We start from the raw sequence: 17,386 nt of genomic DNA on the forward strand, positions 1-17,386 counted from the left end.
CTCAACGCGTGCGGCCGATGGGCGGCCGCGGGACGACACGCGAACCGGACGGCGCGGCGCCAGCCTCTGCGCGGCCGAGACGCAGCGTGACGATGCGGAGAATTTCAGCACGATCATCATTGTCGACCGCGGCGGCGAGTTCGGCGGCATGGCCGCGGAGCAGGACGTCGAGGGCCGTGGGCGACGGATTTTCCAGAATGGCCGCGAGCAACTGGCGGGCACGGGCGCGACGGGCCTCGCCGCCCATGCCGGCGATCTGAAACGCATATTGCCAGGCTATCGAAATGTTTTCGGGGTCGAGCATCAATGCGTGCTCATAGGCCGCCTCGCCCTCGGCCGCGCCGGCGCCATAAAGCGCGGCGCCGACAAAACCGCCTGTATGCGCGATCTCCAGATGCCAGCCACCGAGCGCCGCGTGGGCCCAGGGGTTTTCCGGCTCGAGCTGCAATGCCGTGTCGATGTGCCGGCGCGCTTCGCCGCCATAGCCCGCCAGATGCGCGGCCAGCCCGCCCTCACCCCGCGCGATCAGTCCAAGCGCCACGGCAAGATAGAGATGCCCTTCGGGACGCTCGGGGTCGCGGGCGATGGCGCGGCGCGCATCGGCGGCGGCCTTGTCGAGGGCCGCGCGGCGGGATGCCGGCACGGCGATGAATTCACGCCGCGCCAGTTCCGCGCGGGCGGCAAAGGCGTCGCCTTCCGCCGTCCCCAGATCGCGGGCGAGACGCGCGGCACGCGCGAAGACCCCGTTATCGAAGGCAGCCGCGGCCGGTTCGAGATCGCCGGTCATTGCCATCACCGGCGCAGGCAGCGCCGCGACCAGCCAGAGGAGCATCAAAGGAACGAGCGCCCTCATCGCGCGAAGGCCCCCTCGAAAAGCCATGGGTCATCGAAATGGCGCTCACCGACAAAGGCCGTCGCGTGGGTGCCCCATTGACGCATGGCGCCGGGACTTTCGATGCCGAGCGGCCAGAGCGTGAAGCGCTCCAGACGCTCCGTGTGCGGGACGATGCCTGTGGGGCCATAGAAGCTGCGGCGGCCGCCTTCCGGCAATGGCAGGGAGCGCTCGCCATAGGTGGGCGGGAGGTGGGTCGATCGGAGTTCATAGAGCAGGGCACCGCCGGGCGCCCGCTCCGCTGCGCCGAGATTGAGAAGATAGTGACTGGTGGCGGCGAGGCGGAGATGCATGCGTTCACCGGGCGCGAGGCGTGGAGTGGATTTCGGCGACAGCGGCGCTTCGCGCGTGTCGCGGTCTTCGGGCACGGAAACGCGCGCGAGCGGCGCGACGGGGAAGAACATGTGGTAGCAGCCGCAGGCGTGGATCGCGTCATAGATGAGCGGCTCGCCGCTTTCGTCGAGCGTCACGCGCCAGATGAACCCGTCGATGCGGCCGCCGAGAAGATCGAAACGTCCCTGCAGCGTCCGCGCCGGGAACCAGACAGTGTAAGTCAGCTGGGGCAGCACCCTGCCCTCGAAACGCGTATAGACGAGGCGCGTCGTTGCGACCGGGTGCGTCACGTCGACACCCGGCAGCAACTTGCCATCTTCATGCCGCCAGACGGGGCGGCCGAGGCGGTCGTCGTTGCTTTCGGTTTCGATTTCAAAGACCGGCGCGAAAGCGGCTGTGAGATGCGCCACATCGCTTTCGGAGAATCTCGGCAAGCCGAGAACGGAACGCGGCGCAGCGCGGACGATGCGGGCCGCCTCGCCTGCATCCGCGTGCGGAGCGGGTTTGTAAATCGTGACGTCGTCCGACTTTGCGGCGGGGACGAATGGCGACGCAAAGGAGCGCGTGTTCTCGTCTTTCCAGCGCGCGTAGCCGATGACGGCGCCGAGATTGGTGAGCGGATAGAGGCCGATGGCGCGCTGCCATTGATTGTAGTGGCTGGGGGAAACGGCGGCATGGATCAGCGCGTCACGCGCTTTCCCTGGCCCCGTCATGATTTCGACCTTCACGAGGAGATCGCCACACCGATTGGCGGCGGCGGCGAAGTCTGCGGGTTCGGCAATGCCGTGGCGCGCGGCAATCGACGCACGCATTTCGGCCGGGAGGTTCGCCGCCTCGACTTCCCGCGCCCTGGCGTCGAGCCAGCGAAGATGGCCGACCCATTCCTCGAAGGCGCCAGGCGCCGCCAGGTCATGGCGGAAGCTCGCAAGGAAACGGTCGATGCGGAGATAGGGAAAGGTCTTCACGCGGGCGGCGCCGGCATCGCCGACATCATGCGCGGCGACGGTCTCGTCCATGTCGCCGATCAGCGCCAGACAGTGCGCCTGCGGCGAGGCCGCTTCCGGTTCGGCGCGCCAGTCCGGCACGGCGACGCAGCCGCCGGACAAGCCGAATGCGAACAACACGCCGATCCATCGCGCAGGACAACTCAACGGTGCGCACCTCTGGTTGACGACAAACAGCCCCTGCCATGTTCAGCCATGCCGCGCGGCACCGCAATGGCGCGCTGGCAGGTTGCCGGACGCGCCATGGCTAATTTTCGCGATCAGGCCTTTGAAAGATCCTCGCCGGCAAGCGCACGGCGGATAAGCGCGACCGTTTCCCTGACGCCGTAGAGCTTGGCGAAGGTGCCGAAACGGGGACCCTGTTCCTCGCCGAGCAGAACTTCGTATAGCGCCTTGAACCAGTCCCGCAGATTCGCGAATTCATGCGTCTTGCCGATTTCATAGACGATGTTCTGCATATCCTCGGCGGATGCAGACGCGTCCACCTTCTCGAAGCGCGCTGCCAGATCTTCCAATGCGGCCCGTTCCTGGTCGGTCGGCGCCCGATATTTCTTCGCCGGCCTCACAAAATCGTGGAAGTAGTTGATCGCATAGCCGACGAGCTGGTCGAGACGCGGATGATCTTCGGGAGTGGCGTCGGGCGCATAGTTGCGGATGAAGCCCCAGAGGACGTTGCGGTCTTCGGAATGGCTGGCGCTGGCGAGGTTCAGCAGCAGCGAGAAGGTGATCGGCAGGTCCTGCAGCGGCGGATTGCCACCGTGAATATGGAACGCGGCGTTGTTGAGACGTTCGCGCTGATCCTGCTTCGGGTAAGCCGTCAAGGCGCCCAGATATTCATCGACATTGCGCGGGATGACGTCGAAATAGAGCCGCTTGCCGGCGCGCGGGCTCTGAAACATGAAATACTGCAGGCTTTCCGGGCTCGCATAGCGCAGCCAGTCTTCGATCGAAAGTCCGTTGCCCTTCGACTTCGAAATCTTCTTGCCTTCCTCGTCGAGAAAGAGCTCGTAGTTGAAGCCTTCCGGCGGGCGCTGATTGCTCAGCACACGGTAGATGCGCGAGGCAAGCTTGACGGAATCGATCAGATCCTTGCCGGCCATTTCATAGTCGACACCGAGCGCGACCCAACGCATGGCCCAGTCGGCCTTCCATTGCAGCTTGCAATTGCCGCCGGTGACCGGCACCTCGACAATTTCGCCGGTCTCGGGCTCGGCATAGCTCACCGTGCCCTTCTTCGCGTCGCGGCCAACCAGCGGCACCAGCAACACGTGGCCGGTGCGCGGGCTGACGGGCAAAATGGGGCTGTAGCTCTGCTGGCGCTCCTCGCGCAGGCTCGGCAGCATGATCTCCATGATCTCGTCGAACTTCTCGAGCACCTTCAGCAGCGTCGCGTCGAAGCGGCCGGCCTTGTAATATTCGGTCGAACTGGCGAATTCATATTCGAAGCCGTAGCTGTCGAGGAAGGCACGCAGACGGGCGTTGTTGTGCTCGCCGAAGCTTGGATGGGTACCGAAGGGATCGGGCACCCTGGTCAGCGGCATGTTGATGTAGCCGGCCAGCATGTCCTGGTTCGGAACGTTGGTCGGCACCTTGCGCAGGCCGTCCATGTCGTCGGAGAAACAGAGCAGGCGCGTTGGCACGCCGGGCGCCAGAATTTCAAAGGCGCGGCGAACCATGGTGGTGCGCGCCACTTCGCCGAACGTGCCTATATGCGGCAGGCCGGAAGGGCCGTAGCCTGTCTCAAACAGGACCGGGCGGGTGGGACCGCCTTCCTTCTCCAGCCGGTCGACGATCTTGCGTGCTTCCTCGAAAGGCCAAGCCTTGCTGACGCGGGCGGCCTCAAGAAGCGTGGTCGGTGCTATCGCCGTTGTTTCTGCTGGCATTTTTCGACTCGAAAGGATGATTTAAGGCTTTATCAAGCGCGCGGACCCTATGCTTACCACACCCCTCCGTCAACGCGGCAATCCGGGCCAAACAGGCGGCCGGCGGCCGATTTCGAGGGCTTGTGAACCAGAATTCCTGGGGCCCTCCGGAGACCCGAAAGTTGACCCATAGCGAGCCGGACAAGACGTCGACCCAGGCCGAGACTGACAGCGAAGCCGTAACCATCGCGCCATCCGGTCCGGTTCACCGTACCCACCCCATCGAGGCCCGTATCGACGCCGAACAGGTCCGCCTGCTGTTGACGCTGGGCGAGGCAAGTCGCCTGACGGTTTTCGGCGGCATTGTTGTTGTGGGGCTGGCCTTCTGGCCGCATGCGCCGATCTGGACCATCGGCGTCGTGGCGGCCATACAACTTGTCGCGCAGGTGCTTTTCGACCGGGTGCGTGCGGGGTTTCGCGCCGATCCCGATGTCGTCACCAATGCGGCGTTGTGGGGCAAGCGCTACGCGCTCGTCACCATTGTCAGCGGCTCGACCTGGGGCGTGGGCGCGCTGCTGTGGCTGCCGGGCGCGTCCTTTGCCCATGAAATCTTCTATGTGCTGGTGCTGGCCTGCCTTGCCATGGCAACGGCGATCACGCGCGCCAATCATCCGCGCGCCGTCGTCTACTACATCGCAGCCTCCTGCCTGCCGACCACCATCCTGCTGGTCTGGCGCGCCGATCCGCTTGCCATTGCAACCGTCGTGCTGGCAGGCATGTTCTTCGCCACCGTTGCCGGCTGGACGCGGCGTGTGAATGCCGGTTATCGCGAGGCCTTCCGGCTGCGCTTCGAGAATGCCGACCTCGCCGAGCGAATGGCCCGGGCCCATGCCGCCGCCGAACAGAAGCGCCGCGACGCCGAGGAGGCGGAAGCACGCGCAAAGGCCGCCATGCGCGCCAAACAAGCCTTCCTCGACATCCTGAACCACGAAGTGCGCGCGCCTCTGGAAGGCCTGAGCAACATGGCGCTGCACATTGCCGACGAACCGCTGAGCGACACGCAAAGAACGATCGCACGGTCGATGGAGGAAACCAGTCAGCTGCTGCGCCGCCTGTTCGACGACATGCTCGATCTGTCGCAGATGGAAGCGTTGTCGCTGGAATTGAGGCCCCGGCACTTCGATCCGGCGGAGCTGGCGGGCAGCGTCGTTCGCATGTTGCGGCACCAGGCGAACGAACGCGGCTTGTCGCTCGAACTCGATGCGGCGGTCGCTGCCGGCACCGATATGCTTGCCGATGCCGACCGCGTGCGCCAGGTGCTGACGAACCTGATCGGCAACGGCATCAAATTCACCGAAAAAGGCGGCATTGTCGTTCGAGTCGCGCCCATCCAAACGGCGGGCGGCGAAAAGGTGATGAGGTTCTCCGTGACCGACACCGGGCGCGGACTTTCGGATGAGTCCCGCGCGAAACTCTTCGAGACCTTCTGGCAAGGCGACGATGCGCGCGACTTCCGGTTTGCCGGGAAAGCGGGCGGCATGGGCCTCGGCCTGCCGATATGCGACCGTCTGGTGCGGCTCATGGGCGGCAAGATCGGCGTCGACAGCGCGCCGGACCAAGGCAGTACGTTCTGGTTCCTGCTCCCGGCGCAGCCCGGTGGCGCTGCGGATTATTTTGCGTCGCTGACAGCCGATGCCACGCCGCCAAGACGCCAGCCCGCCGACAAACTGATCGATCTCGGGCATCTTTACGAGATCGAACGCGAGATCGGGTCGCAGCGCATCACGGATCACCTGGTGGCCGGACTCGAACGCGTGCTGACGGTCCATCGCCGGATCGAGAACGCGCGCACCACGCGCGATGAGGCGGCGCTGGCGGAAGGCGCACGTGCCATGCAGGCCGCCGCCGACGATATCGGCCTCTCGGCGATTTCGCATGTCGCCAGCGACATCGAGATGGCGCTCGAACATGGCAAGGCCGAGGCCGCCATGCGCGAGGTGCCGCGGCTGCAGCAGAAAATCACCGCCACGTGGCGCGAACTCGCCAAGGCCTATCCGAGCCTCGCCAACTGATTTCATTCGAGGCGGGCCCGGCTATACTCGCCGCCCATGCCCCGCCCCTCCAACTCCGATTCGCCGATCGACCCGGCCGGCGGCTCCGCCGGTGGCGGCGACGGTGCTTTCCTGCCCGATGTACCGTCCGTCGTGCCGTCGCGGGCCGCCGGCGGCGCGGTGGTCGTCAGCGCCGAGGGTGAAGTCGACGAACTCGGGTCCGAGGCGGCGTTGAAGTTGATCGAGCAGGAGCCGGTGATGCTGGTCCATGCCAGCTTCACAGCGCGGCGGATCGCCCGCGGGCGGCCGTTCGGTGCGCCGGGACCACATGTGTTCGACCTGATGGAGCTCTTCGCCTTCGTGCATCCGGCGATGCCCTGCCTGCCGACGCCGGAGGGACTGGCACGCGCGCTCGGCCTCGATGCCGGCGACACACCGGAGACGCAGGCGCTGATGCTGCACGCAGCCGCAGCGCAAATGCTGAAGCGGTTGCAGGATCGCAGCCTGCCCGACCGTCCGTCGGCCGCCCGCACGGCCTTCCGCATGGCTGAAGGCGGCTGGGCCTGGGGACCGGGCGTGGTTGCCGCGCTTGCCGATGTACTGGGACGGGAGGGGCGGCCACCCGCGGGCCGCGGCTTCGATATCTGGAACGAACTGCCGGAGTGGGAAGAGCAGGCGCCGCGTCCGCCGGCGGGTTCGCTGCCGGTGAGCGAGGCCGAGGCGCGGGCGCGTCTGGCCGATCTTGCCGGCGCGGATGCCGAACGGCGCGAGGGGCAGGCCGAATTTGCCGGCGTGGCGGCGTTCGCTTTCGGCCCGCGCGAGGCTGCGGGTGCGCCCAATGTCGTCATCGCCGAGGCCGGCACCGGAATCGGCAAGACCATTGGTTATATCGCGCCCGCGAGCCTATGGGCCGAACGCAACAAGGGGACGGTGTGGATTTCGACCTATACCAAGAACCTGCAGCGGCAACTCGACCAGGAACTTTCGCGGCTCTATCCCGATCCGGCGGAAAAAGCCGAGAGAACCGTCGTTCGCAAGGGGCGCGAGAACTATCTCTGCCTGCTCAATTTCGCCGAGCTGGCGGACCGCGCGGCGCTGGGCGGCGGCGCGACCGCCGTCGGGCTGGTCGCGCGCTGGGCGAAGGCCAGCCGCGACGGCGACATGGTGGGCGGCGACTTTCCAGCATGGCTGGCGGCCCGGCTCGGCGGCGCGACGGGGCGCACGGGCCTGACCGACCGGCGCGGCGAATGCGTCTATACGGCCTGCCCGCACTACCGCAAATGCTTCATCGAGCGCGCGATCCGCAAGGCACGCCGCGCCGACATCGTGGTTGCCAATCATGCCCTGGTGATGCGGCAGGCGGCACTCGATCAAGCGATGGGGCAGATCGCAACGACCACAGCGACCGACACAGCCGGCGGCGCCGAGGATGAAGCGCCGAGCGGGCGGGAAGCGCGGTCGCGCTTCGTTTTCGACGAGGGGCATCACATTTTCGACGCCGCCGACAGTGCCTTCTCGGCCTCGATCTCGGGCATCGAAACCGCCGAGCTCCGGCGCTGGATCCGAGGCGCGGAAGGCCAGCGCGGGCGGCGCGGGCGCGGCCTTGACGAACGTATCGGCGACCTCATCGGTGGCGACGATCTGGCCGAAGAGGCGCTGGCCGCCGCGCTTTCAGCCGCCGCCGCGCTGCCCGCGCCGGGCTGGACCGCGCGGCTCAACGACGGCATGCCGCGCGGTGCGGCCGAAAAGTTTCTTGCCCTCGTGCGTCAGCAGGTTCATGCGCGGGCCGAAGACAATGACAGCCCCTTTTCACTCGAGGCGGAGACCGAACCGCCGGTGGCCGGCCTCGCATCGGCGGCGCGCGAACTCGATGCGGCGCTGCAACGCCTTGTGGCGCCATTGCGGCTCGTTGCGGAGCGCCTGCGCGCACGGCTCGACGACGCGGCCGAAGACCTCGACACCGCGACACGCATCCGCATGGACGCGGCGGCGCGCGGGCTCGACCGGCGCTCGCGTATCCTTGTTCCGGCCTGGCAGGCGATGCTGGCCAGTCTCAACGCTACAATGCCGGAGGCGTTCGTCGACTGGTTTTCGATCGAACGGATGTTCGGCCGCGAGGGCGATGTCGGCATGCACCGCCACTGGCGCGACCCGACCATCCCGTTCGCCAGAGCCGTGCTGGAGCCGGCCCATGGCGCGTTGATCACGTCGGCGACGCTGCGCGACCGTCTGATCGAGGAGACCGAGGACGACGAAGGCTGGGAGACGGCCGAAATCAGAACCGGCGCCGCGCATCTCGCATTGCCGGCGCGGCGCGCCTTCATGACTTCGCCCTTCGACTACGAAAATCAGGTGCGTATATTCGTGGTGCGCGATGTCGCACGTGGCGACATGGATCAGGTGGCCGCAGCCTATCGCGAACTCTTTCGCGCGGCGGGCGGCGGCGGGCTCGGGCTTTTCACCGCCATTCACCGGTTGCGCGCCGTGCATGAACGGATCGTGGCGCCGCTCGAAGAAGCCGGGCTGACGCTCTATGCACAGCATGTGGATGCGCTCGACACCGGCACGCTGGTCGACATATTCCGGGCTGAGAAGCACTCCTGCCTGCTGGGCACCGATGCCGTGCGCGATGGCGTCGACGTGCCGGGCGATGCCTTGCGCATGATTGTGTTCGACCGCGTGCCCTGGCCCCGGCCGGACATTCTGCACAAGGCGCGGCGCGAGGTTTTCGGCAAGACACGCTATGATGACATGCTGACCCGCCTCAGGCTGAAACAGGCCTTCGGGCGGCTGATCCGGCGCGCCAGCGACCGCGGCGTCTTTGTCGCGCTCGACGCGCGGTTGCCGACCCGGCTGACCTCGGCTTTCCCGCCGGGGGTCCCGGTTCACCGGGTGGGTCTGGCCGAGGCAATTGCCGAAGCGCGGATCTTTCTTGGCACCGCGCTTGCTCCCGACCAGACCAAACTCTAGAGACGTTCATCGTTTCACGGAAACGATGAACGTTTCTAAGTCTTTGTTTTGTCGCGTTTCCGGACGGTGAACCGGCTTCCACTTCACCTGGAAACGCTCTAAGCTCGCGCGCAAATTCGAGCCAAGGAAGCCTCATGTCGACGATTTCTCCCGAGACCGCCCTGATCTACATCATGGTGACGATGAGCGCCGTCGATCGCGCGATGAGCGACAATGAACTGCGCGACATCGGCACCATCGTCCAGACCCTGCCCGCCTTTCGCAACTTCAATCCCGAACGGCTGATTCCGGTGGCAAAGGAATGCGCGGCAATCCTGCAGGAAGATGGAGGGCTCGACGCGGTGTTCGGACTGGTGAAGGACGCGTTGCCGCCACATTTGCGCGAGACGGGCTATGCGCTGGCCGTCGAGATTGCGACATCCGACCTTGCGGTCGGCGCAGAAGAAATCCGGCTGCTGCAATTGCTGCGCGACACGCTCGATATCGACAAGCTGACGACGGCGGCCATCGAACGCGGTGCCCGCGCACGGCACATGCCGCTCTGACCGTTCAACTGCAGGAACCGGAACCCGTTTCGCGCATGTCGTCTTCGATGCGGTCGTAGAAGGTGCGGGTGCAACGCGAGGGGCCATCGTAGCGGTCGATCTCGCGATGGAGCATGACCGGCACGCCGTCATTCCATATATAGACGTCGACACCGCCCTCGGCGGCACTTGAGCGCCAGCGGCTCAAGATTTCCCGTGTCTCCGGGTCAAATTCAGGTGAGACGATTTCGTCGAGTGCGGCGCTTTCGACGAAGCGGTCGTCATCCGTGACCCAGAGCCAACTGCGGTAGCGCGTATTAGGGCCCGCCGTTCCCTCGGCGATGACGCGCATGTCGAGATAGCCGTCGAAATCCATGTCGATAAGCTCAAAGCCACCATTGTCGATCGCGGTCGGGGTTCGAGCATCGAGGCCGGCAATCACCTGGAACGGTTCGGCGCGACCTTCCCGACGGATCGAAATGGCGGTTATGACGCGCTCTCCGGTTTCCGGATCAAGATGCCAGCGCAAATCGAGCAGGAACTGCGGCAAGACCGGATTGATCCTGCTTTGGCAGACGATCGGTCCGTCCTGCGCAGCACCCGCCGGCTTGCGGCACGTAAAGTCGGCCTGAAAGGTTTCGTCGCCCGCGACCATTGCCGATGGCGACCGCGGGCTGGCCGACGCCCCATCGGGACGTTCGGGGGCGCCATCGCCCGGTTCACCGGCCTGTGCCGCAACGTCAGCCGCCACGTTGCCGGTCCCCGCCGGCGTGGCCTCTGCGGGCGCCGCCAGCAACGCCAAAAATACCGCCCCAGAAAAAACACCACCACGCATCGCAGCCGTCCCTTCCGGACCCTAGCATCCGGGTCTCGGCGCTATTTTATCCGAATGCCCCGCAAGGTGTCCTTTTTCTTGGTGGCAAAGCGACATTATAGTCGCGTTCTGCAGGGCGTTTCTTTGCGCTCGATGTGCGGCAATACCCTACCCAGCCGAGGCGCATGACCCAGTTCCTGTCGACCCACGAACCCGCGTTCCGGCTCGCCGCCTTTGTGGCAGTCCTGGCGTCAATGGCGCTGTGGGAATTGGCGGCGCCACGCCGGGCGCCGAGCATGCCCCGCTGGCGCCGCTGGCCGACCAATCTGGCGCTCTCGGCAATCGGTACCTTGCTGGTGCGGATCGTCGTACCGCTTGTCGCGGCGGCGGCGGCCGTCGAGGCCGCGCGGCGCGGCATCGGGCTTTTCAACTGGATCGGCGCACCGGCCGCCGTCGCAATTCCGCTTTCGATGATCGCACTCGATCTGCTCATCTATGCCCAGCATGTGGTCTTTCACCGCCTCGGTTTTCTGTGGCGGCTGCACCGGATTCATCACGCCGATCCGGATGTCGACGTGACGACCGGCATCCGCTTCCACCCGGTTGAAATCCTGATCAGCATGGGCGTAAAGATTCTGGCCGTGGCGCTTCTTGGTGCCCCCGTCGTGGCGGTTGTCCTGTTCGAGGTCCTGCTCAATGCGGCGGCAATGTTCAATCACTCGAATGTGCGGCTGCCTGTCGCAGCCGACCGGATTTTGCGGCGGATCGTCGTGACACCCGATATGCACCGGGTGCATCATTCGGTGCATCAGGATGAGCATGACATGAATTTCGGCTTCAGCCTTTCGATCTGGGACCGGCTCTTCGGCACCTATCGCGCCCAACCGCGCGATGGCCATGAAGCCATGCGGATCGGCCTTTTGGCCTATCCGGCGCCGGCACCGGCCGGTCTTGGCTGGAGCCTCGTCAATCCCTTTTCAGGCGCCGTGGAGCGCGGGGAGAAACGGATATGAAACGGCTGTGCCTGTGGCGCCACGCGAAATCGGATTGGGGCGATCCGGCGAAAGACGATTTCGACCGCCCCCTCAATGCCCGCGGCGCCAAAGCAGCCGAATTCATGGCCGGGTACATTACCAATTCGACGTATCGCCCCGACACTGTGCTCTGTTCGACGGCAGCGCGCGCCAGGGAAACATGTGCGCCGTTGGCCGCCCGGCTGGGCAATAGAGTGCCTATCATCTATCGCGACGAACTTTATCATGCGATGCCAGACGCGATGCTCGACGAAATCCGGCGGGCGCCGGACACAGCGCAAACGCTGCTGCTCGTCGCCCATAATCCGGGGCTTGTGCTGCTGGCGATGGCGCTGGCGGAAGATCCGGACGAGGAGACGGCGCTGCGCATTGCGCATGGGGTCCCCACCGGGGGCTTCATCGTTTTCGAGTTTGATGTCGAACGCTGGAGCGACATTGCGGACGGAAAGGGCCGCAGCGTCTTTTTCGGTCGGCCGCGCGACCTGATGACGGATGAAAAGACCTGAACGCCGTCTTCAGTAAATGTTGTTGGCGAAATAGCGGGCGCTGATACGGGCGTAGGTACCGTCGACAACCAGTTCTTCAAGCGCCGTGTTGAGCCGGTCGCGCAGGGCCTTGTCGTCGGCACGGAGCGCGATGCCCGCGCCTTCGCCGAACCATGCCGGGTCCGCATAGCTCGACCCCGCCAGGCGGCAACACGCGGCACCTCCGCCCGACGCCGTCCAGCGCAACAACACATTCCGGTCGGCGAAGAGAAGATCGGCGCGGCCGACCGCCAATGCATTCTGAGCCTCGGCGAGCGTCGCCAGCGCCAGCGGGTCGGCTTCCGGAAACCTCATCCGTACATAGGCGTGGTGCACCGAACCCGCCTGTACCGCTATGCGCCTGCCGGCAAGTGCGGCGGGTGTCGCGGCAGCCAGCGCGTTCGCCCGCTGCGTCGCAAAATGGCCCGGCGTCGAATAGTAGCGTTCGGTAAAGACGACCCCGCTATCTGCGGCCGGCGACGCGCGTCCGGACACGGGGATCAGCATCGAGGCGACAACCGCGTCACCCTCGCCACGCTTCAGCGCCGGCAGAAGCTCGCTCCACGGCCGAAGCTCGAAACTGCATTCGGCCTTCAGGCGCGCGCACAGGGCGCCGGCGATTTCAATGTCGAAGCCTGTGAGTTCGCCCGCATCATTGCGAAAGTTGAAGGGCGGATAATCGCCTTCGGTCAGGAGGCGCAGTCGCTCGACGTCCGGCTCCGGTGTGGCGGTAAGCGGCCGAGCGGGATGGGGCAGTGGAAGGTTCAGAGCCGCATATTGCTCGATCGTCAGGGGTGGCGACGTTGCGGTTGCCAGAAGCCCCGCCTCGCTCTCCCGCACGGCGGGCGCCTCGTCGACCCACGGCAGGGGCATGCCCTCATAGAGACGCACCAGCGTGCCCGCGAGCAGGACAATCGCAATGGTGTTGAGATAAAGCAGAAACCTCATATTCGCCCCAGATATTCCGGCCACACCGGTCGCACATCGACGGCTGTCTCAGTATGGCACATCGAGACGACGGTTCCTGTGCCGCCACAGGAATCCGCGCCGCTTTCGGCCTTTCAGCAGCAAGGACCGTACCCTCGTCATTCAGGCTATTAAGGTTAAGGGAAATCTATACTAGTATTCAATTTCCGTAATCCGAGTGTGTGTTGCCGAGAACTCCGCCACGCGTTCGAATCCGGAGATCCCTATTGGAAAACAGGAAAGATGCCGATGGCCGGCAGGCTTGGTCCGCGCCGATGCGCAACGACGGCCGCAGTCCACCGAGACAACGGCTTTCGGGTATCGCACCGCCGCTGATCGGTGAACTCGCCGTTGCGTCGGGTTTGGCGTTGCCCGAGACAATAAAGGCGGCACTCGATCGACAGCGCCGCTGGGGGACGTCTCTCGGCCGCATCATGGTCAGCTCCGGCTTGGCGCGGCAGGTCGATATGGCCCGTCTCTATGCCGCGCAGCACGGACTTCCCTTCGTCGATCTGCAGAACGATCCCCGCGATGCGACGTTGCGACACGCTGTTGATGTCGACTTCTATCTGCGCGAGCAATGCCTGCCCTGGCGACGGCGAGGTGCGGAGACAATCTACGTGGCGGCAGATCCCGCCGCGGCACGCCAAGCGATCGCACAGCATGAGGGACGGCCGCAGCCTGTTTTCGTTACGTCGCCGCGTGACATCAACCAGACCGTCATGGACGAATTCGGCGATGCGCTCAGCGAACGGGCGATCTCGGATCTCGCGCGCCGCATGCCGGAGAGTTCGGCCGCGACACCGGTGACCCGTCCTCAGGCAATCTTCCTGGCATGCCTGAGTGCACTGGCCATCGTCGCGTTCATTGCCGGGCCCGACATCACCCTGGTCACGCTCAATATTGTGTTCGGCCTGAGTTTCTTTGCCATCGCGGTTTTGAGATACACATCCATTTTCGTGGGCCTGATGGCGCGCCCGACCGATGAGGAGCGCGCGTATGAAAGGCACGGCGCGCCCGCCGATGTGGACCTGCCGGTCTATACCGTCATGGTGCCGCTCTTCGATGAAGCCCGTGTGCTGCCGATTATCGCGCAGGCGCTTCAAAAAATTGACTACCCGGCATCGAAGCTCGATATCAAATTCGTTTTCGAGGAGAGCGATACCGCAACTTGGGAAACGGCGAAGGCGCTGAAGTTGCCCGGCCATTTCGAGTTCATCCGTGTACCGACAACCATGCCGCGAACAAAGCCCAAAGCATGCAACTTCGCCCTGCCCTTCGCCCGTGGCGCGTTTCTTGTCATCTACGACGCCGAAGACATGCCGGAGCCCCAGCAACTCAAGAAGGCCGTTGCCGCATTTGCCTTGGGCGACGAAAAGCTGGCCTGCGTGCAGGCACAACTCAACTATTACAACTGGAACGAAAACTGGATTACGCGGCAATTCTCCATTGAGTACGCCGCTTTTTTTGACCTGCTGCTGCCAACGCTGACGCGCCTGGGGATGCCGATCCCGCTGGGCGGTACGTCGACGCATTTCCGCATCGCGGCACTGCGCGAGGCCGGTGCCTGGGACCCAAACAATGTGACAGAGGACGCCGATCTCGGTCAGCGTTTCGCACTGAAAGGCTACCGCTGCGGGATCATACGCTCGACGACACAGGAGGAGGCCAATTGCCGCCTCAACAACTGGATCCGCCAGCGCTCACGCTGGGTCAAGGGCTGGATGCAGACCTATCTGGTCCGGATGCGTCATCCCATGCAGCTCTATCGGGCGCTGGGCCTTCGGGGCTTTGTCGGTTTCCAGATCGTGATCGGCGGCTTTTCGCTCTCGAACCTGCTGCATCCCGTGTTCTATGCGGCGACGGCACTGGCGCTCGTCCTCACAGGAACGCCGGCCGGATTTCAACACGGAACCGCGCTCGCCATTTTCAATTTGGTTGTGCTAGTCGCGGGATATTCCGCTGCCATTGCAGCCGGCATGGTTGCCATCTTGGTGCGCGGACTGGCACCGCTTTTTCTGCAGACACTGACAATGCCGGCTTACTGGCTGCTGATCTCGATTGCTGCCTACAAGGCGATCTGGCAGCTCATCACGCGGCCATTTCATTGGGAAAAGACCGACCATGGGCTGAGCCGCATGATGGCGGATCAACTCGCCCGCCTCCCGCCCCTGCGAAATCCGGCTGAAATGCGCCATAGAAGTTCGATCTCCGACGATCCTTCCTAACGAATCGCTAAAGAGTTTCGGCCATAGTCGGGCCCGGCGCCGGACAGCGGCGGGTGGGCAGACGAGAGACCAAAATGGCGCAGGACAGCACGTCCCAGGAAATCAAGACCCTCGGCCCGGAGCAATACCTGAAGCTCGGCGTGCTGATCGTCGAAGATACACAGTTCATGGCCAACCTTCTGCGCAGCATCCTTTCAGCGCTCGGTGTTCGCAACATCACCAGCGTTCGCTCCGGCGAAGAGGCGTTGACGGCCCTGATGCGCGGCAAGGTCGATCTCGTGATCATGGATGACCTAACGCCGCCGCTCGATGGCCTTTCGGTTGTGCGCGCCCTTCGTACGGCTGACGAAGACGAGCTCAGCACCATTCCGGTCATCTATGTGACGGAGCAACGCGAACGCAGCGCCATTATCGGAGCCCGGGACGCCGGCGTCACAGAAATTCTTTCAAAACCCTTTTCGGCGCAGCAACTGATGGCACGCATCGAGACGGTCCTGACGCACCCACGCGCGATCGTGCGTTCGGCTGAATTTACAGGTCCCGATCGCCGCCGCCGTGAGGGCAAGGCTGTCGTGAAACGACGCGACAGCGACATCAAGAACTGACACTCAGGCGCAGGCAGACTTGTAGTCTTCGCGCAGGAAGTTTTTTTGAACCTTGCCCATCGTATTGCGCGGCAGGCTTTCCACGAAGAAGGCGCGCTTCGGAACTTTGTAATTGGCGATCTTCTCCTTCAGCCGAGCGATGAGTGTTGCTTCGTCGAGGACTGCGCCCTCACGCAACACAACAACGGCGACACCCGCCTCTCCAAAATCCGCGTGCGGCACGCCGACGATGGCCGATTCCAGAACCTCGGGCATGTCGTCCACCAGCTCCTCGATCTCTTTCGGATAGACGTTGAAGCCGCCCGAGATGATCAGATCCTTGGCACGACCGACCAGATGCACATAACCGTCGGCGTCGATCATCGCGACATCGCCGGTCCTGAACCATCCGCCGTCGGCAAATTCCTCGGCCGACTTTTCGGGCATTCGCCAATAGCCCTTGAAGACATTGGGCCCGCGCACTTCGAGGCCACCGATTTCGCCCGGTGTGCGCGGCACGCCTTCGTCGTCCGTCACCCGCAGTTCGACATCCGGAAGCGGCAAACCGACGGTGCCTGCGCGACGTTCGCCATCATAGGGGTTCGACGTATTCATACCCGTTTCCGTCATGCCATAACGCTCGAGAATGGCGTGGCCGGTGCGGGCCTGAAATTCGTCGAATGTTTCAGTGAGAAGGGGCGCCGAACCGGAGGTAAACAGGCGCATGTGGCGGACCAGCGCGGCGTCGAAATCCGCGCCTGCGAGAAGGCGTGTGTAGAACGTCGGCACACCCATGAATGTCGTGGCGCGCGGCAACAGATCGATTACATCGGCACGGTCGAATTTCGGCCGCCAGATCATTCTGGCGCCCGAAAGAAGAGCGCAGTGGCAAGCGACGAAAAGTCCATGTGCGTGAAAAATCGGCAAGGCGTGCAAAAGCACGTCCTGGTCGGTGAAGCGCCACGCTTCGCGCAGCGCGAGCCCGTTCGAAGCGAGATTGCCATGTGTCAGCATGGCGCCTTTGGGCTTTCCGGTGGTTCCGGACGTATAGAGGATGACGGCGAGGTCGTCGGCGCCGCGGGTGAGGGGCGGCGCGGCGTCTGTGACCGCCGCGGCCGCTTCGATAAAACTGCCCCGGGCCCCGGCGTCGAGCGTCAGAACGCGCGGCACCCCGCGACGCCGCGCAAGATCACCGATGACCGCTTCCACCGCAGGATCGCAGACCATAAGAGCGGGCTCGGCATCGCCCACAAGGTAGTCAACCTCCTCAATGCGATAGGCCGAGTTCATCGGCAAAAAAATGAACCCGCCACGCAGACAGGCGAGATAGAGGATCAGCGCCTCAGGCGACTTCTCAACCTGCAGTGCCACGCGGTCACCGGGTTTCAGACCTGTCTGTGCAAGGAGGGCTGCATAATTGGCCACATGGGCGGACAGGCGCGCAAATGACCACTCGCGCGGTCCGTGGGCGCGGCCCGGCACCTCCAGCGCAATACGCGCTCGGTCTTCGGGAAAGCCGTTCTCGATCAGCGTGTACAGTGAAAAGCTCATATTGCCTCGGGCGGGGCGATGGACAGGCCCGATATATACAGGAGACGGC

Annotated in this window: 13 protein-coding genes; 7 read left to right on the forward strand and 6 right to left on the reverse strand. The window is 64.4% G+C overall.

What is annotated here, in order from left to right; genetic code table 11:
• Window position 1 precedes the first annotated feature (1 nt).
• The 3 genes from Q7V31_RS08725 to Q7V31_RS08735 form a co-directional block, all read right to left on the reverse strand.
• Window positions 2-853: a hypothetical protein gene (locus tag Q7V31_RS08725; protein WP_304733681.1), complete on the reverse strand. Its 852-nt coding sequence runs from the start codon at window positions 851-853 to the stop codon at window positions 2-4.
• Window positions 850-2,349: a hypothetical protein gene (locus Q7V31_RS08730; RefSeq protein WP_304733682.1), complete on the reverse strand. Its 1,500-nt coding sequence runs from the start codon at window positions 2,347-2,349 to the stop codon at window positions 850-852. Before Q7V31_RS08730 ends, Q7V31_RS08725 begins: the two co-directional genes overlap by 4 nt.
• A 140-nt stretch (window positions 2,350-2,489) precedes the next feature.
• On the reverse strand, window positions 2,490-4,112 hold the full coding sequence (locus Q7V31_RS08735; RefSeq protein WP_304733683.1) for a lysine--tRNA ligase: 1,623 nt from the start codon (window positions 4,110-4,112) through the stop codon (window positions 2,490-2,492).
• 161 nt (window positions 4,113-4,273) lie between these two features.
• Between Q7V31_RS08735 and Q7V31_RS08740 the strand changes: the two genes are divergently transcribed.
• The 3 genes from Q7V31_RS08740 to Q7V31_RS08750 all read left to right on the forward strand — a co-directional run bounded on the left by Q7V31_RS08740 (window position 4,274) and on the right by Q7V31_RS08750 (window position 9,657).
• Entirely contained in the window at window positions 4,274-6,163 is a 1,890-nt protein-coding gene (locus tag Q7V31_RS08740) for a sensor histidine kinase KdpD (protein ID WP_304733684.1), read from the forward strand.
• 36 nt (window positions 6,164-6,199) lie between these two features.
• Window positions 6,200-9,112 (forward strand): ATP-dependent DNA helicase, encoded by a 2,913-nt coding sequence (locus Q7V31_RS08745; RefSeq protein WP_304733685.1) that lies wholly within the window; start codon window positions 6,200-6,202, stop codon window positions 9,110-9,112.
• 134 nt (window positions 9,113-9,246) lie between these two features.
• Window positions 9,247-9,657, forward strand: a complete 411-nt coding sequence (locus tag Q7V31_RS08750) for a tellurite resistance TerB family protein (protein WP_304733686.1) — start codon at window positions 9,247-9,249, stop codon at window positions 9,655-9,657.
• Window positions 9,658-9,661: 4 nt separating this feature from the next.
• On the opposite strand, the gene Q7V31_RS08755 is transcribed toward Q7V31_RS08750, so the two are convergent.
• Entirely contained in the window at window positions 9,662-10,387 is a 726-nt protein-coding gene (locus Q7V31_RS08755; protein ID WP_304733687.1) for a hypothetical protein, read from the reverse strand.
• Between the two features lie 248 nt (window positions 10,388-10,635).
• Between Q7V31_RS08755 and Q7V31_RS08760 the strand changes: the two genes are divergently transcribed.
• Both Q7V31_RS08760 and Q7V31_RS08765 read left to right on the forward strand, forming a co-directional pair.
• Complete coding sequence (locus Q7V31_RS08760; protein ID WP_304733688.1) at window positions 10,636-11,463, forward strand: sterol desaturase family protein; 828 nt, start codon at window positions 10,636-10,638, stop codon at window positions 11,461-11,463.
• Window positions 11,460-11,990, forward strand: a complete 531-nt coding sequence (locus Q7V31_RS08765) for a histidine phosphatase family protein (protein WP_304733689.1) — start codon at window positions 11,460-11,462, stop codon at window positions 11,988-11,990. Before Q7V31_RS08760 ends, Q7V31_RS08765 begins: the two co-directional genes overlap by 4 nt.
• 9 nt (window positions 11,991-11,999) lie before the next feature.
• Here the strand turns inward: Q7V31_RS08765 and Q7V31_RS08770 are convergent, their stop codons facing one another.
• Window positions 12,000-12,956 (reverse strand): transporter substrate-binding domain-containing protein, encoded by a 957-nt coding sequence (locus Q7V31_RS08770; protein ID WP_304733690.1) that lies wholly within the window; start codon window positions 12,954-12,956, stop codon window positions 12,000-12,002.
• Window positions 12,957-13,201: 245 nt separating this feature from the next.
• On the opposite strand from Q7V31_RS08770, the gene Q7V31_RS08775 reads away from it, so the two are divergent.
• Window positions 13,202-15,202 carry a glycosyltransferase family 2 protein gene (locus Q7V31_RS08775; RefSeq protein ID WP_304733691.1) on the forward strand — a complete coding sequence of 667 codons (2,001 nt, stop codon included), beginning with the start codon at window positions 13,202-13,204 and terminating at the stop codon, window positions 15,200-15,202.
• Between the two features lie 74 nt (window positions 15,203-15,276).
• Complete coding sequence (locus tag Q7V31_RS08780; protein ID WP_304733692.1) at window positions 15,277-15,807, forward strand: PleD family two-component system response regulator; 531 nt, start codon at window positions 15,277-15,279, stop codon at window positions 15,805-15,807.
• Between the two features lie 3 nt (window positions 15,808-15,810).
• Here the strand turns inward: Q7V31_RS08780 and Q7V31_RS08785 are convergent, their stop codons facing one another.
• Window positions 15,811-17,337 carry a malonyl-CoA synthase gene (locus tag Q7V31_RS08785; protein WP_304733693.1) on the reverse strand — a complete coding sequence of 509 codons (1,527 nt, stop codon included), beginning with the start codon at window positions 17,335-17,337 and terminating at the stop codon, window positions 15,811-15,813.
• Window positions 17,338-17,386 lie beyond the last annotated feature (49 nt).

It is taken from the genome of Parvibaculum sp. (assembly GCF_030651915.1).
Lineage (GTDB): Bacteria > Pseudomonadota > Alphaproteobacteria > Parvibaculales > Parvibaculaceae > Parvibaculum.

Bases quoted from the DNA above. Each gene is read 5' to 3' on its own strand.
- Q7V31_RS08725 (WP_304733681.1), bottom strand. From the start codon at position 853: ATGAGGGCGCTCGTTCCTTTGATGCTCCTCTGGCTGGTCGCGGCGCTG.
- Q7V31_RS08735 (WP_304733683.1), bottom strand. From the start codon at position 4,112: ATGCCAGCAGAAACAACGGCGATAGCACCGACCACGCTTCTTGAGGCC.
- Q7V31_RS08745 (WP_304733685.1), top strand. From the start codon at position 6,200: ATGCCCCGCCCCTCCAACTCCGATTCGCCGATCGACCCGGCCGGCGGC.
- Q7V31_RS08750 (WP_304733686.1), top strand. From the start codon at position 9,247: ATGTCGACGATTTCTCCCGAGACCGCCCTGATCTACATCATGGTGACG.
- Q7V31_RS08760 (WP_304733688.1), top strand. From the start codon at position 10,636: ATGACCCAGTTCCTGTCGACCCACGAACCCGCGTTCCGGCTCGCCGCC.
- Q7V31_RS08765 (WP_304733689.1), top strand. From the start codon at position 11,460: ATGAAACGGCTGTGCCTGTGGCGCCACGCGAAATCGGATTGGGGCGAT.
- Q7V31_RS08770 (WP_304733690.1), bottom strand. From the start codon at position 12,956: ATGAGGTTTCTGCTTTATCTCAACACCATTGCGATTGTCCTGCTCGCG.
- Q7V31_RS08780 (WP_304733692.1), top strand. From the start codon at position 15,277: ATGGCGCAGGACAGCACGTCCCAGGAAATCAAGACCCTCGGCCCGGAG.
- Q7V31_RS08785 (WP_304733693.1), bottom strand. From the start codon at position 17,337: ATGAGCTTTTCACTGTACACGCTGATCGAGAACGGCTTTCCCGAAGAC.